The sequence below is a fragment of the Knoellia koreensis genome (genome assembly GCF_013041615.1).
Classification (GTDB): domain Bacteria; phylum Actinomycetota; class Actinomycetes; order Actinomycetales; family Dermatophilaceae; genus Pedococcus; species Pedococcus koreensis.
Genome location: NZ_JABEPQ010000001.1, coordinates 966,819 through 980,913 on the forward strand (window position 1 = coordinate 966,819; position 14,095 = coordinate 980,913).

General features: G+C 72.1%; 14 protein-coding genes. All 14 read right to left on the reverse strand.

Annotated elements, in window-relative coordinates; genetic code table 11:
• Positions 1-94: 94 nt before the first annotated feature.
• The 14 genes from HJG52_RS04775 to murD all read right to left on the reverse strand — a co-directional run bounded on the left by HJG52_RS04775 (position 95) and on the right by murD (position 14,034).
• A complete protein-coding gene (locus HJG52_RS04775; RefSeq protein WP_171242357.1) occupies positions 95-1,024 on the reverse strand; it encodes an RluA family pseudouridine synthase in 930 nt (309 codons plus the stop codon).
• A complete protein-coding gene (lspA, locus tag HJG52_RS04780; RefSeq protein ID WP_346767569.1) occupies positions 1,017-1,535 on the reverse strand; it encodes a signal peptidase II in 519 nt (172 codons plus the stop codon). The genes HJG52_RS04775 and lspA overlap by 8 nt, the downstream gene beginning before the upstream one ends.
• Before the next feature lie 68 nt (positions 1,536-1,603).
• Complete coding sequence (locus HJG52_RS04785; RefSeq protein WP_171242359.1) at positions 1,604-2,422, reverse strand: TraR/DksA family transcriptional regulator; 819 nt, start codon at positions 2,420-2,422, stop codon at positions 1,604-1,606.
• Positions 2,423-2,602: 180 nt separating this feature from the next.
• Positions 2,603-3,814 (reverse strand): DivIVA domain-containing protein, encoded by a 1,212-nt coding sequence (locus HJG52_RS04790; protein ID WP_171242360.1) that lies wholly within the window; start codon positions 3,812-3,814, stop codon positions 2,603-2,605.
• A gap of 105 nt (positions 3,815-3,919) precedes the next feature.
• Positions 3,920-4,207: a YggT family protein gene (locus HJG52_RS04795; protein ID WP_171242361.1), complete on the reverse strand. Its 288-nt coding sequence runs from the start codon at positions 4,205-4,207 to the stop codon at positions 3,920-3,922.
• A 77-nt stretch (positions 4,208-4,284) separates the two neighbouring features.
• The gene (locus HJG52_RS04800; protein ID WP_171242362.1) at positions 4,285-4,764 is read right to left on the reverse strand and encodes a cell division protein SepF; all 480 of its coding nucleotides are present in this window, start codon (positions 4,762-4,764) and stop codon (positions 4,285-4,287) included.
• Between the two features lie 47 nt (positions 4,765-4,811).
• The gene (locus tag HJG52_RS04805; RefSeq protein ID WP_171242363.1) at positions 4,812-5,513 is read right to left on the reverse strand and encodes a YggS family pyridoxal phosphate-dependent enzyme; all 702 of its coding nucleotides are present in this window, start codon (positions 5,511-5,513) and stop codon (positions 4,812-4,814) included.
• Positions 5,510-6,235: a peptidoglycan editing factor PgeF gene (pgeF, locus tag HJG52_RS04810; protein WP_171242364.1), complete on the reverse strand. Its 726-nt coding sequence runs from the start codon at positions 6,233-6,235 to the stop codon at positions 5,510-5,512. The genes HJG52_RS04805 and pgeF overlap by 4 nt, the downstream gene beginning before the upstream one ends.
• Before the next feature lie 82 nt (positions 6,236-6,317).
• On the reverse strand, positions 6,318-7,628 hold the full coding sequence (gene ftsZ, locus HJG52_RS04815; RefSeq protein WP_171242365.1) for a cell division protein FtsZ: 1,311 nt from the start codon (positions 7,626-7,628) through the stop codon (positions 6,318-6,320).
• A gap of 304 nt (positions 7,629-7,932) precedes the next feature.
• Positions 7,933-8,676: a cell division protein FtsQ/DivIB gene (locus tag HJG52_RS04820; RefSeq protein ID WP_171242366.1), complete on the reverse strand. Its 744-nt coding sequence runs from the start codon at positions 8,674-8,676 to the stop codon at positions 7,933-7,935.
• Entirely contained in the window at positions 8,673-10,112 is a 1,440-nt protein-coding gene (gene murC, locus HJG52_RS04825) for a UDP-N-acetylmuramate--L-alanine ligase (protein WP_171242367.1), read from the reverse strand. The genes HJG52_RS04820 and murC overlap by 4 nt, the downstream gene beginning before the upstream one ends.
• Entirely contained in the window at positions 10,109-11,257 is a 1,149-nt protein-coding gene (murG, locus tag HJG52_RS04830; protein ID WP_171242368.1) for an undecaprenyldiphospho-muramoylpentapeptide beta-N-acetylglucosaminyltransferase, read from the reverse strand. The genes murC and murG overlap by 4 nt, the downstream gene beginning before the upstream one ends.
• Positions 11,257-12,534, reverse strand: a complete 1,278-nt coding sequence (gene ftsW, locus HJG52_RS04835) for a putative lipid II flippase FtsW (RefSeq protein WP_346767570.1) — start codon at positions 12,532-12,534, stop codon at positions 11,257-11,259. The genes murG and ftsW overlap by 1 nt, the downstream gene beginning before the upstream one ends.
• Before the next feature lie 3 nt (positions 12,535-12,537).
• A complete protein-coding gene (gene murD / locus HJG52_RS04840; RefSeq protein ID WP_171242369.1) occupies positions 12,538-14,034 on the reverse strand; it encodes a UDP-N-acetylmuramoyl-L-alanine--D-glutamate ligase in 1,497 nt (498 codons plus the stop codon).
• Positions 14,035-14,095 lie beyond the last annotated feature (61 nt).

The following is a 14,095-nucleotide window of genomic DNA, read 5'->3' on the forward strand; positions in this document are numbered from 1 at the left end:
CCCGTGTCGCGGCGGGTTCCCGACGTGCCGCGTCCAGAGGTGACGGTATGCCGCGGAGCCGGCTCCGCGGCATACACCTCACCTCCTCGTGGGGTCACCCACCGAGGCGGTCGAGTGCGTCCTGGAGGTCCTGCGGGTAGGGGCTCTCGAACGAGACGTACTCCCCCGAGCCGGGGTGCTCGAAGCCCAGGCCGACCGCGTGCAGCCACTGTCGCTCGAGGCCCAGCTTCTTGGCGAGGACCGGGTCGGCGCCGTACATGGGGTCGCCGACGCAGGGGTGGCGGACCGCCGCCATGTGCACCCGGATCTGGTGGGTGCGCCCAGTCTCGAGGTGCACCTCGAGCAGACTGGCGTGCGGGAACGCCTCCAGCAGCTGGTAGTGGGTGACCGCCGGCTTGCCCGAGTCCATGACCGCGAACTTGAACTCCGCGCCGGGGCGGCGGCCGATCGGTGCGTCGATGGTGCCGACGAGCGGGTCCGGCAGGCCCTGCACGAGCGTGTGGTAGGTCTTGTCGACCCGGCGCTCCTTGAACGCGCGCTTGAGGACCGAGTAGGCGCGTTCGGACTTGCAGACGACCATGAGGCCGGACGTGCCCACGTCGAGTCGCGACACGATGCCCTGGCGCTCGGGCGCACCGCTGGTGGAGATGCGGTAGCCAGCGGCCGCGAGTCCGCCCAGGACCGTCGGGCCGGTCCAGCCGACGCTGGGGTGGGCCGCGACGCCGACCGGCTTGTCGACGACGACGATGTCCTCGTCGTCGTGCACGATCGTCATGCCCGGGACGGGCTCGGCGACGACGGCGAGCGTCGGTGACTCCTCCGGCGTCGGCAGGGTCACCTCGAGCAGGTCGCCAGCGCTGACCCGGTCGGACTTGCCGGCGGCCCGGTGGTTGACCTGGACGTGGCCGTCGGCCGCCAGCTCGGCACCCTTGGTGCGCGAGACCCCGAAGAGGCGCGCCAGCGCGGCATCGACGCGCTCACCCTCGAGACCGTCCGGGACGAGCAGGGTGCGGGTGTCAGGCATCGGCACCTGCCTCGTGGCGTCCGCGCTCCGGGCGCCGCCCGTCGACGCCCACACCCCGCAGCGCCAGCAGCCCGATGAGGATGGCCGCGGAGACGATGAAGATGTCGGCGACGTTGCCGATGAACAGGCCGAAGTAGTCGATGAAGTCGACGACGTGGCCCCGGCCGGGGCCGGGCTCGCGCAGCATCCGGTCCGTCAGGTTGCCGAGCGACCCGCCGAGCAGCATGCCCAGCGCCCACGCCCAGCCCACGCTGCCGAGCCGGCGGGCGGTCACGATGATGAAGACGAGGACCGCGAACGCGATGAGGGTGAGGACCCAGGTGGCGCCGTTGCCGATGGAGAAGGCGGCCCCGGCGTTGCGGATCAGGTTGAGCCGCAGGTACTCGCCCACGACGTCGATGGGGTCACCGGGCACCAGGGTGGCCAGCGCCCAGAGCTTGGTGAGCTGGTCGGCGGCGTAGCTGACGACGGCGATGACCACGAGCAGGCCGAAGAGGCCACGACGGCTCACGCGGGCACCGTGGCTCGCGGGCTCGGCGTGACTGGAGGTGGGTGCGGGCTGCTGTGGGTCGGTGGCGCTCAGCGGCGTTCCTGTTTCGTCTTGCATGACACGCACAGGGTCGCACGAGGAGCCGCCTGGAGGCGAAGCTTGCCGATCGGGTTGCCGCAGGACTCGCAGACGCCGTAGCTGCCGTCGTCGAGGCGCTCGAGGGCGTGCAGGTTCTGCTCGAGCATCTCGCGGGCGTTGTTCGCCAAGGAGATCTCCTGCTCGCGCTCGAACGTCTTGGCACCGGCATCGGCCTGGTCGTCACCGGCCCCGTCGCCCGCATCCCGCATCAGCCCGACGAGGTCGGCCTCGGCGGCGCTGATCTCGGTGCGCAGCTGGGCGACGTTGCCCTCGATCTCGGCGCGGATCTCCCGCAGTTCCTTGGCGGTCCACGGCGACTCGTCCTCACGCACGACGAGCTTGCGCGGTGCAGCCTTCTTGGCGGGCGCGGCCTTCTTGGCCGGCGCGGCCTTCTTGGCCGGCGCGGCCTTCTTCGCGGGCGCGGCCTTCTTGGCCGGCGCGGCCTTCTTCGCGGGAGCCGCCTTCTTCGCCGGCGCGGCCTTCTTCGCGGGCGCGGCCTTCTTGGCCGGCGCGGCCTTCTTCGCGGGAGCCGCCTTCTTGGCCGGAGCCGCCTTCTTGGCCGGAGCCGCCTTCTTCGCCGGAGCCGCCTTCTTGGCCGGAGCGGCCTTCTTGGCCGGCGTGGCCTTCTTCGCCGGCGCGGCCTTCTTGGCCGGCGCGGCCTTCTTGGTTGCCGCAGCCTTCTTCGTCGTGGCCTTCTTCGCTGCCGTGGTTGCGCTCTTGCTGGTGGCGCGCGGCGCCGCCTTGGTCGCGGCTTTCGCCTTCTGAGCCATGTGTTCGGCGCCCCTCGGTCGCAGCGTGCTCGCCGCGGCGAGCGTGACAGGTGCGGTGAGGATATGCGCTGGTCGTCGGGGACTCAAAGCCAAAACGCGCGAGTCACCGAACCCGTCACGCGCGTCGGCGCCCCACCGCGTGTCGCGGTGGGGCGCCGACTGCACTGCTACGGGCGGGAATCAGCCCTTCTGGTCACCCTTGGCATCGCCCTGCTGACCCTCGGACTGCTTGCCCTCGGCCTGCTGCTCGCCGTCGCCGGACTGCTGTCCCTCGGCGCCCTGGTCGCCCTCGGCCGGCTCGACACCGGTCGAGTCGAGGTCGGCCAGCTGGCCCTCGATGTAGTTCTTGAGCCGCGCGCGGTAGTCGCGCTCGAACGACCGCAGCTCCTCGATCTTCTTCTCCAGCAGCGTGCGCTCGCGGCCCAGCTCCTCGAGGATCTGCGCCTTCTTCTGCTGCGCCTCGTGGACCATGCCGGTCGAGCGCTCGCGCGCCTCGGTGATGAGCTGCTCGTGCTTCTGCTCGGCGTCGGACACCAGCTCGTCGTGGCGCGCCTGCGCCGTCGTGACCAGCTCGTCGTGCTTGTTCTGGCCCTGGCCGACCAGCTCGTCGTGGCGACCCTGCGCCTCGGCGATGAGGCGGTCGCGGGTCTGCTCACCCTGGCCGACGTGCTCGTCGTGCAGACGCTGCGCCATCTCCAGCAGCGCGGCCGCGCTGGCACCGCCACCGGCACCGGCAGCGGCGGCACCGGCCAGCGCCGCACCACCCTGCGCCGGAGCCTGCTCCTGCCGGGCCTGCTGGGCGCGCTCCTCAGCCTGGGCGAGCGCCTGCTGGGCCCGGGCCTCGGCCTCCTGCGCGCGGGCCTGGGCCTGCTCGGCCTCCTGCTGCGCGGCGGCCAACCGCTGCTCGGCCTCCTGGGCGCGGGCCTCGGCCTCGCCGGCCTTGGCCTCCACCTGCTGCTGTGCCTTGGCGATCCGCTCCTGTGCGGCCTTCTCCGCCTCGTCGGCGCGGGCCTGGGCCGTCTTCTCGGCCTCCTCGGCGCGCGCGTTGGCGGCGTCGATCCGCTGCTGAGCGGCCTTCTCCGCCTCGTCGGCCTTGGCGGCGACGGCGGCCGTGCGCTCGTCCGCGTCGGACTTGGCGCGCGCCTCTGCCTCCTGGTCCCGTCCGTCCCCACCGCCCTTGGCGTCGCGACCCGCCGGCGCCACGGCCGGCATACCCTTGCTCTGGCGGCACTCGTTGAGCTGCTCGCGCAGGTCATCGGAGTCCTTGACCAGCTTGCGCATCTCGGTCACGACCTCGTCGAGGAAGTCGTCGACCTCGCGCTCGTCGTAACCACGACGGAACTGGGTGGGCGTGAAGTTCTTGTTGAGGACGTCCTCAGGAGTGAGCGTCATGTAGTCACCTCGGTTGCTGGCATGAGTCGCTGGCGTGAGCAGTGCAGGGTCAAGCATCCCAGACTCTGCGGTTGCCGCCAGCCAGCCTAGAGGATGCCGTTGGTGCTAGAGGATCCCCATGAGGATCGTCGTGATCAGCATGAGGGCGAGGAAGGCCAGGTCGAGCCGGATCGCGCCCAGCGTCAACGGCGGGATCACCTTGCGCAACGCCTTCAGCGGTGGGTCGGTGACCGTGTAGATCGCCTCCGCGACCACGAGCAGCACCCCCCGGGGACGCCAGTCCCGGGCGAACGCCTGCACCCACTCCAGCACCAGCCGCCCGAGCAGCACGATGAAGAACAGGAACAGGGCGAACCGCACCACACTGGCGATGGGGTTCTGGCCGAGCAGCATGCGATCACCCTGCCATGCGCGGCTGAACTCGGCCTGTGCGGGTCGGTCCCGGGCGGGTCAGGGAGTGTCGGAGCAGGTCAGCTCTGGTTGAACAGGCCGCGGGCGCTGGGCGCCGAGGCGCTCTCCTCGGCCGACACCTCGACGTGCGACGGCGACAGCAGGAAGACCTTGGAGGTCACCCGCTCGATCGAGCCGTGCAGGCCGAACACGAGACCGGCGGCGAAGTCGACCAGCCGCTTGGCGTCGGAGTCGTCCATGTCGGAGAGGTTCATGATGACGGGCGTGCCGTCACGGAAGCTCTCGCCGATGTTCTTGGCCTCGTTGTAGGTGCGCGGGTGGATCGTGGTGATGCGGTTGAGCGCACCGACCTCGACGTCGCGGACCACCTGGGCCACGGGCGTGCGCTGCGGCAGCGGGGTCACCGCGGCGGAGCGCTCCTGCTGGGGCTCGTGACGCTGCTGGGGCTCGTCGTAGTCGTAGTCGTCGTACCCCTCGTAGCGCTCGTCTTCCTCGGCGAGCCCGAGGTACACCATCGTCTTGCGCAGCGCCCCAGCCATGAAGAGCTCCCTTTGGTTTCGTGCGTGTCCGGCGTTCGTGCTCGACGTTACTGGTGTGACTGGCGAGAACCGAGGATTGCGGTCCCGACACGCAGGTGTGTCGCCCCGTGGGCGATGGCCTGCTCGAGGTCCCCGCTCATGCCGGCCGAGATCCAGGTGGCCTGCGGGTGCCTGTCCTGTATGCCGCGTGCCACCTCGCGCAGTCGCGCGAAGGCGGGTGCCGCGTCGGCGCCGAGGGGCGCCACGGCCATGACCCCGCGCAGGTCGAGGTGGTCGGCGCGCGCGGCCGCGTCGGCGAGGGCGAGGGCGTCAGCCGGCGCGACTCCCCCGCGACCCTGCGACTCGTCCAACCCGACCTGCACCAGGACGGCGAGCCGTCGCCCGTGGCGCTCGGCAGCGCGGTCGAGTGCGTCCACGAGCTTGGGGCGGTCGAGTGACTGGACGACGTCGGCATACCCCGCGACCGACCCCGCCTTCTTGCTCTGCAGCTGTCCGACGAAGTGGACCTCGAGGTCGTCGCGGTGGGCCAGCTCGAGGACCTTGGCGGACGCCTCCTGGTCGCGGTTCTCCCCGACGGCGCCGACGCCGAGCTCGGCGAGCAGGTCGACGTCGCTCGCGGGGAAGAACTTGGTGACGGCGACAAGGGTGACGTCGCCAGCGTCGCGCCCGGCGGCGGCGCAGGCGCGGCCGATCCGCTCCCGGACGCCTTCGAGGTTGGCGGCCAGCTCGGCCCGCCGTTCGCTGCTCACTCCTGCTCCAGGACGACGACACCGGCGAACCTGCCGGTGCGGCCGTCGCGCCGGTAGGAGAACAGTCGCTCGTCCTCTCGGGCGCACCCGGGCACCCAGGTCACGGCCACGTCCTGCGCGCGCAGCTGGGCCACGACGCCGGCGGCGACGTCGATGGCGGGTGTGCCGGTCCACGACACGGTGGCCGACTCCGGGCTCACCTGCGCCGCCTCGGCCCGCATCTGCTCGGGCACCTCGTAGCAGCGGCCGCACACCGACGGGCCGACGACGGCGGCGATGCTCCGGGCGCCGAGGTCACGCATGGCCGTGACCGCGCGGTCGACGATGCGGCTCGTCATGCCGGGTCGACCGGCGTGCACCGCCGCGACGACGCCCTCGTCGGGGTCGGCCAGAAGGACCGGTGTGCAGTCAGCGACGAGCGCGGCGAGGGCCAGCCCCGGCGTGCGGGTGACGACACCGTCCGCCTCCGGCGCCCCCTCGGGGCCCCACGGCCCGTCGGCGACGACCACGTCGGCGCTGTGCACCTGCGCCAGGAAGAGCAGTCGATCCCGTTGCACCCCAACGGAATCCGCAAGCCGTTCGCGATTTGCCTCGATGCTGGCCGGGTCGTCGCCGGCCTTGCCGCCGAGGTTGAGGGAGTCGAAGTCGCCGTCGCTCACGCCGCCGTCACGGTCGGTGAACGCCCAGCGCACGGGGCCGGTGCGGTCCTGCCAGAAGAACACCGCCCCAACCTACGACAGGGGCGCCGGACCTTCGTGGTCCGGCGCCCCTGTCGGCGTCTGTCGTGTCGCTTCGCTCAGTGCCTCACTTGAGGAAGTCGGGCACGTCGAGGTCGTCACCCTCGTCGAAGGTGACGGTACGCGGCGGGCGACCAGCACCCTCGCGCGCCGGCTGCGGCGCCGACGGCTCGGACGTGGTGACCGCGTCGTCGTCACGCTGGCCGGGCTGGGGCTCGCGCGCCGCCGGCTGCTGTGCGGGAGTCGGCGGCTGCTGGCCGGTCGCTGCCGGCTGCTGCGCGGGGGCCGGCTGCTGCGGCTGTCCCGGGACCTGCTGGCCCGGGCGGCCGGGCTGCTGCTGCCCGGCCTGCTGCTGGGGCGGCTGCTGCCCGGCCGGCCGGGTCGCACCCTGCACCTGACCGATCGCCCGGTCGTTGTCGCGCTTGACCGGCGCACCACCGTCGAAGCCGGCGGCGATGACCGTCACGCGGACCTCGTCGCCGAGGGCGTCGTCGATGACCGCGCCGAAGATGATGTTGGCCTCCGGGTGGGCGGCCTCCTGGACCAGCCGGGCCGCCTCGTTGATCTCGAACAGGCCGAGGTCGCTGCCACCCTGGATCGACAGCAGCACGCCGTGGGCGCCGTCGATGCTGGCCTCGAGCAGCGGGCTGGAGATCGCGAGCTCGGCGGCCTGGACGGCCCGGTCGTCGCCCCGCGAGGAGCCGATGCCCATGAGGGCCGAGCCGGCCCCCTGCATGACCGACTTCACGTCGGCGAAGTCGAGGTTGATCAGGCCCGGAGTGGTGATGAGGTCGGTGATGCCCTGGACACCGGACAGCAGCACCTGGTCGGCGCTGCGGAACGCGTCGAGCATGGAGACTGCGCGGTCGCTGATCGACAGCAGCCGGTCGTTGGGGATGACGATGAGGGTGTCGACCTCTTCGCGCAGGTTGCCGATGCCGGACTCGGCCTGGTTGGCGCGGCGGCGCCCCTCGAAGGTGAACGGGCGCGTCACCACACCGATCGTCAGGGCGCCCAGGCCCTTGGCGATCTTGGCGACGACGGGCGCGCCACCGGTACCGGTGCCACCGCCCTCGCCCGCCGTGACGAAGACCATGTCGGCCCCCTTGAGGACCTCCTCGATCTCCTCGGCGTGGTCCTCGGCGGCCTTCTTGCCGACCTCGGGGTCGGCACCGGCACCCAGACCGCGGGTGAGCTCGCGGCCCACGTCGAGCTTGACGTCGGCGTCACTCATGAGCAGGGCCTGGGCGTCGGTGTTGATGGCGATGAACTCCACGCCCTTGAGGCCGACCTCGATCATGCGGTTGATGGCGTTGACGCCACCACCACCGATGCCGACGACCTTGATGACGGCCAAGTAGTTCTGTGGTGCTGCCACGGTGGTGGGCCTCTCCTGGGGGTGTTGCCTTCGGGTGGTGATGCTGGTGTTGTCTCGACGTCTAGTTGAGAGTTATGCCTTGTTTCCCAACGGTTTCCGTGACGCCGACGCTATGCGCGAGCACGGATGCAAGCAACGAGATCGCCCGCGTGTCGCTGCACCGATTGGCCCGATTCCGCGGTTTCTCCCTGTGCTTGAGGGTTAGCCTGTCACACCAGTCACAACAGTCACTCCGGCCCCATCGCTCGACGCCATCCCGTGCGCCCAAACCGTTGCGGGTGACACCAGGGGCAGCTCGGACCGGTCAGCGGGTGACCGGGGTCTCCGGTGCACTGACGTCGATGACCTTCGGCTTGCCCTTGAGCAGCGCCTGGACGATCTCGAGCTTGCGGTCGGGCTCGTCGAGGCCGCCCCACACCACCGAGGTCGAGCCGATCTTGAGCGTGACGAGACCGGCGCCGCTGACGGTCACCGCAGACACCTTGTCCTGGGTCGCGGCCGGCAGCACCCGGACCACCGACACGGCCGCCTGCAGGGCTTCGCGCGACAGCGCCGCACTGGTGGCCGCCGACACCACCGGCACCCCCTTGGGCGCCTGTCGCACGACCGCGTACGCCACCCCCGTCTCATCCACAACCTGTAGTTGACCTTGAGGGTTCTTGACCACGAGGAACGGGGTGCGCGGGCTCGCGTGGATGACCAGGGTGCCCGGCCACGAGCGCTCGATCGAGACGTCCGCGACGGTCGCCCGCTGGGTCACCCGGTCGGCGACGGCCGCGGTGTCGACGCGGGCCAGCGGCTGCCCGACCGGCACCTGTGCGAGGTCGCGGATCGGGGCCACCTCGCCCGCCGGCACGCCCACGACCTCCACCGTGCGCACGGCGAGCAACGGGCTGAACGCCACCACCCAGACCAGCGCGGCCACGACGAGCACCGTCACGACGGCATACCCCCACAGCCGACGTGGTCGGCGCTGCACCTCCTGGGCGCGGCGCACGAACCGGTCGCGTGACGAGGCGACCCCGCGGCCCTGCGTCGGCGCGCTCACCGGTCCCCCAGGGCGCGCAGGATCTCCGGGCCGATCATGGTGACGTCGCCGGCTCCGACGGTGAGGACGAGGTCGCCCTCGCGGGCCAGGCCGGCGACCGTCTCGGCGACCGCGGACCAGGACGGCACGACCCGCACGTCGGCGTCGGGCCGCGACTCGACCAGGGCGTCGGCGACGAGCTGGGAGGAGACGCCGGGCACGGGGTCCTCGCGCGCGGCATACACCTCCATGAGGACGACGACGTCGGCCGGCGCGAGGGCCCGACCGAACTCCGTCGCGAAGTCACGGGTCCGGGAGAACAGGTGCGGCTGGAAGACCACGACGAGCCGTGCGTCCCCCTCCACGAGCGAGCGCCCGGTCTCGACGACGGCCGCCACCTTGCCCGGGTTGTGCGCGTAGTCGTCGACGACGGTCACCCCGCCCGCGCTCCCCTTGGGCTCGAACCGTCGGCGGGTGCCGGTGAACCCGTAGAGCCCGTCGAGGATGCGTGCAGGGTCCTGTCCCAGCCCCTCGACGGCGACGGTGTATGCCGCGGCGGCGTTGAGCAGGTTGTGCCGGCCCGGCACCTTGACCCGCAGGACGCGTTCCTCGCCGTCGGGTCCGCGCAGTGCAGCGCGGGCCAGCAGCCCGCGGAACGCCGGGTCGGTCAGGACCACGTCGGCATCGGCCGCGAAACCGTAGGTCAGGACGCGGACGCCGGAGGCGCGGGCGGACTCGGCCAGTCGGCGTGAGCCCTCGTCGTCGGCGCAGGCGACGAGCAGCCCGCCCGGCTGCACCGACGCGGCGAACTCGGCGTACGCCTCCTGCACCCGCTCGAAGCTGCCGTAGAAGTCGAGGTGGTCAGGCTGCACGTTGGTGACGACGGCGACCTCGGGCCGGTAGACGAGGAACGACCCGTCGCTCTCGTCGGCCTCCGCCACGAACACCTCACCAGTGCCCCAGTGGGCGTTCGTGCCGTGACCGGCCAGCTCGCCGCCGGCCGCGAAGGACGGGTCGATCCCGCAGTGCTGCAACGCGACCGTGAGCATCGAGGTCGTCGTCGTCTTGCCGTTGGCGCCGGCCACCGCGACCCGGCGCGAGCCCGCCATCGTGGCGGCGAGGGCCTGGGCGCGGTGCAGGACCCGCAGGCCACGCTCTCGTGCCGTCGCCAGCTCGACGTTGCTCTCGCGGATGGCCGAGGAGACGACGACGGTGTCGACGCCGTCGAGGTATGCCGGGTCGTGGCCGACGTGGACGTCGGCACCTTCGGCGGCCAGCGCCGCCAGCAGCGGCGAGTCCTTGGCGTCCGAGCCACTGACCCGGGTGCCGCGGGCGAGCATGACCCGCGCGACCCCGGACATGCCGGCACCGCCGATCGCGATGAAGTGGACGGCACCCAGCTCCTCGAGCGCAGGCACCTCGGCGCGGAAGTCGAACCGCAGGTTCTCGCCGTTCATCGTTGCCCCGGCGATGGATGTCCTTGCTTGCCAAGGGATTCCGCGTAGGCAGCGTCGACCATGTCGGCCAGGAGCTCGTCGGCTCCGCGCTCCCCCGTCACCGCCGAGGCTTGCGCCATGGCGTCGAGCCGGGCCCGGTCACCCAGCAGCGGCAGCAGGTCGGAGTCGACCCAGGCCGGGGTGAAGCCGGCGTCCTCGACGAGCAGGCCCCCACCGGCCGCGACGACGTCGGCCGCGTTGAACCGCTGCTCGCCGTTGCCGATGGGCAGGGGCACGTAGACCGCAGGGAGCCCGACAGCGGTCAGCTCACACACGGTGTTGGCACCGGCGCGGGCCACGACGAGGTCGGCCACGGCATACGCGAGGTCCATCCGGTCGGCATAGGGGGCGACGACGTAGCGCGCGGCGCCGCTGCCGCCCTCGGTCGGTCGCTGCGGCGTGAACTCCTTGCCGGCACCGGTGAGGTGCAGCACCTGCACCCCACGCGCCGACAGCTCTGCCGCGCGCGCCTCGAAGGTGCTGTTGAGGCGTTGCGCCCCCAGGGATCCGCCCGTCACGAGCAGCGTCGGCCGGGTGTCGTCGAGACCGAAGTAGGCCAGGCCCTCGGCGCGCGAGGCGGCCCGGTCGAGCTGCGCGATCTCGGGGCGCAGCGGCATACCGATCGCGGTGGCGTGCGCCAGCTTGGTGGACCGGAACGTCGTCGCGACGTGGTCGGTGAACCGGGCGCCGAGCCGGTTGGCGATGCCGGGTCGCGCGTTCTGCTCGTGGACCACGATCGGCACGTGGCGGCGGCGCGCCGCGAGGTAGGCCGGGGTCGAGACGTAGCCACCGAAGCCCACGACGACCTGGGCGCCCGACTCCTCGATCGCGCGCTCGGCCGCGCGGACCGCCGCACGCAGGTTGCCGGGCAGGCGCAGCAGGTCGGCCGAGGGGCGCCGCGGCAACGGCACCTTGGGCACCGTCAGCAACGGGTAGCCGCGCTCGGGCACGAGCCGCGCCTCGAGCCCGGCCTGCGTGCCGAGCGCGGCGACGTGGACGTCGGGGTTGCGCCGGCGCAGGCAGTCGGCGAGGGCCAGCAGGGGCGAGACGTGACCAGCCGTCCCCCCGCCGGCCAGCAGGACCGAGGTGGGTGAGGAGCCGGCCATCAGCCTCGACCCCTCCGGCCGGGCAGGACGGCCAGCGACCGCTTGACGACCGACGGCTTGGCCGCCAGGGCCTCGGCGCAACCGGGCTCCTGGCGCGCGAAGGACAGCAGGATGCCCAGGGCCAGCATCGTTGTCATCAAAGAGGATCCACCGTAGGAGACGAGGGGCAGTGGCACGCCGATCACCGGCAGCAGACCGATGACGGCACCGATGTTGACGACGGCCTGCACCACGAGCCAGGCCATGATGCCCGCGGCCGCGACCCGGACGAAGAGGTCCTCGGTGCGCAGCACGATGCGGTAGCAGACCAGCGCGAACACGCAGAACAGGCCGAGCAGCACGAGCGTGCCGGGCAGGCCGAGCTCCTCGCCGAGGATGGCGAAGATGAAGTCGTTGTGCGCCTCGGGCAGCCACGACCACTTCTCGCGTGAGGCGCCGAGGCCGACACCCCACCAGCCGCCGTCGGCCAGGGCGTACCGGCCGTGGATGGGCTGCCGGGCAGCGCCGTAGGGGTTGGTGTCCTTGCCCAGCCACACGTCGAACCGGCTCAGCCGGTTGGGGCTGGTGACGATGAAGTAGAGCGCACCGCCTGCCATGACCGCGCCGCCCCAGACGAACAGCTCGCGCGGCACGCCGGCCGCGAACAGCACCGCGCCGACGATGCCGACGAGGACGATCGCGGTGCCGAGGTCGTGACCGAGGAGCACGAGCCCGAGGACCCCGAGGACCACCGGCACCAGGTAAGGGACCACGACGTGCCGCACCTGCCCGAGGGAGCGCCGCTTCGCCGACAGGATCGTCGCGCCGACCAGTACGAGGCCGATCTTGGCCAGCTCGGAGGGCTGCAGGGTGAAGCCGCCGACCCCGACCCAGTTGCGGTTGCCGTTGACCGTGACCCCGAGCGGGGTGAACACCAGCAGCTGGAGCACGACCGACAGCCCGAGCAGCGGCAGCGACAGCGCCTTCCACCCGCGCACCGGGATGCGGCTGGCCACGAGCATCGCGACCCCGCCGGCGATGGCGAACATCAGCTGCTTGCGGAAGTACAGGTAGGGCGTGGCGTTGTCGGTCTGCTCGAGCGACTTCACCGATGACGCCGACAGCACCATGATCAGCCCGATGAGGACGAGCACCACCGAGACGCTGAGCAGCACGTAGTAGCTCGTGACCGGTGAGTCCAACCGGGCGAGGCGGCTGCCCATCCCGGTGCGTCGCTCGCCCCGGTCCGGACGCGTGGACGTGCGCGCCTTGGGGGGCGCGGCGGTGGTGCTGCTCACGACCTACCCACCTGTGGTGTCGGCACGGCGCGCGACGGCTGCCGCGAAGGCGTCGCCGCGTGCGCCGTAGTTGGGGAACATGTCCATGGAGGCCGCGGCCGGTGCGAGCAGGACGACGTCACCCGGCTGGGCGAGGTCGGCTGCACGGGCCACGACGAGGTCCATGACCCCAGTGTCCGTGGTGGGGACGTCCACGACGGGGACATCCGGCGCGTGTCGGGCCAACGCGTCGGCCAGCTGGGCCCGGTCCTGCCCGATCAGCACCACGCCGCGCAACCGGCCGGCCGCGTCGCGCACGAGCTCGTCGACGTCGGCGCCCTTGAGGAGTCCTCCGGCGACCCACACCACATGCTCGAACGCCCCGAGCGATGCGGCTGCAGCGTGCGGGTTGGTCGCCTTGGAGTCGTCGACCCAGCGCACTCCCCCGACGACACCGAGGTCGGCGATGCGGTGCGGCTCGGGTGCGAAGGCACGCAACCCGTTTCGCACCGCGGCGGGAGGTATGCCGTAGGAGCGGGCGAGGGCGGCCGCCGCCAGCGCGTTGGCGAGCTGGTGGGGGGCGAGCGTCGGTGCGGCGCCCTGGACGTCGGCGAGGGTGGCCAGCTCGGCGGCGGAGGTGCGCCGCTCCTGCACGAACGCGCGGTCGGCCAGCACGTCGTCGACGACCCCGACCATCGACAGGCCCGGCGTACCGAGGGTGAACCCGATGGCGCGGCAGCCCTCCTGCACCTCGGCATCCATGACGAGCTGCTCGGTCGCGGGGTCCTGCACGTTGTAGACGCACGCGACCTTGGTGTTCGCGTAGACCTTGCCCTTGGCCCGCACGTACTCCTCGTAGGAGCCGTGCCAGTCGACGTGGTCGGGCGCGAGGTTGAGGCAGCAGGAGGCATACGGCGCAAGGGAGTCCGACCAGTGCAGCTGGAAGCTGGACAGCTCGACGGCGATGACGTCGTAGGGCTCGGGGTGCAGGACCGCCTCGAGGATGGGGGTGCCGATGTTGCCGGCGGCGGTGGCCCGCAGCCCACCGGCACGCAGCATCTCGGCGAGCATCGCGACCGTCGTGGTCTTGCCGTTGGTGCCGGTGACGGTGATCCAGGGGGCGGGCCCGACGGCCGCGCGCATGCGCCAGGCGAGCTCGACCTCACCCCAGACGGGTATGCCGTCGCGAGCCGCCTGCGCGAGCAACGGCTGGTCCGGTCGCCACCCCGGCGAGGTGACGACGAGGTCGGGCACCCAGCCCGCCGGCATACCCGTCGTGTGGTCGGCGCCGAGGCGCACGTCGACGCCGAGGATGTCGAGGATGCGGGCACGCTCGGCCAGCGTGGTGTTGGTGTCGGGGTCGCCGCCGTCCACGGCGATGACGTGGGCGCCCCTCTCCTGCAACGCATCTGCGGCGGCGAAGCCACTCACGCCCAGACCGGTCACGAGGACGCGCAGGCCGCTCCAGTCGGCCCCGGCGTTGGTCAGCCCGTCGAGCCGCCCACCAGGGTGTGCGCTCATTCGGGGTCCCCGCCAAGTACCTGGTGGAGCGAAGCGGAGGCAGAGCCTCGTGGGGTTGTCG

Bases quoted from the DNA above. Each gene is read 5' to 3' on its own strand.
- HJG52_RS04775 (WP_171242357.1), bottom strand. From the start codon at position 1,024: ATGCCTGACACCCGCACCCTGCTCGTCCCGGACGGTCTCGAGGGTGAG.
- HJG52_RS04785 (WP_171242359.1), bottom strand. From the start codon at position 2,422: ATGGCTCAGAAGGCGAAAGCCGCGACCAAGGCGGCGCCGCGCGCCACC.
- HJG52_RS04790 (WP_171242360.1), bottom strand. From the start codon at position 3,814: ATGACGCTCACTCCTGAGGACGTCCTCAACAAGAACTTCACGCCCACC.
- HJG52_RS04795 (WP_171242361.1), bottom strand. From the start codon at position 4,207: ATGCTGCTCGGCCAGAACCCCATCGCCAGTGTGGTGCGGTTCGCCCTG.
- HJG52_RS04800 (WP_171242362.1), bottom strand. From the start codon at position 4,764: ATGGCTGGGGCGCTGCGCAAGACGATGGTGTACCTCGGGCTCGCCGAG.
- murC (WP_171242367.1), bottom strand. From the start codon at position 10,112: ATGAACGGCGAGAACCTGCGGTTCGACTTCCGCGCCGAGGTGCCTGCG.
- murG (WP_171242368.1), bottom strand. From the start codon at position 11,257: ATGGCCGGCTCCTCACCCACCTCGGTCCTGCTGGCCGGCGGGGGGACG.
- murD (WP_171242369.1), bottom strand. From the start codon at position 14,034: ATGAGCGCACACCCTGGTGGGCGGCTCGACGGGCTGACCAACGCCGGG.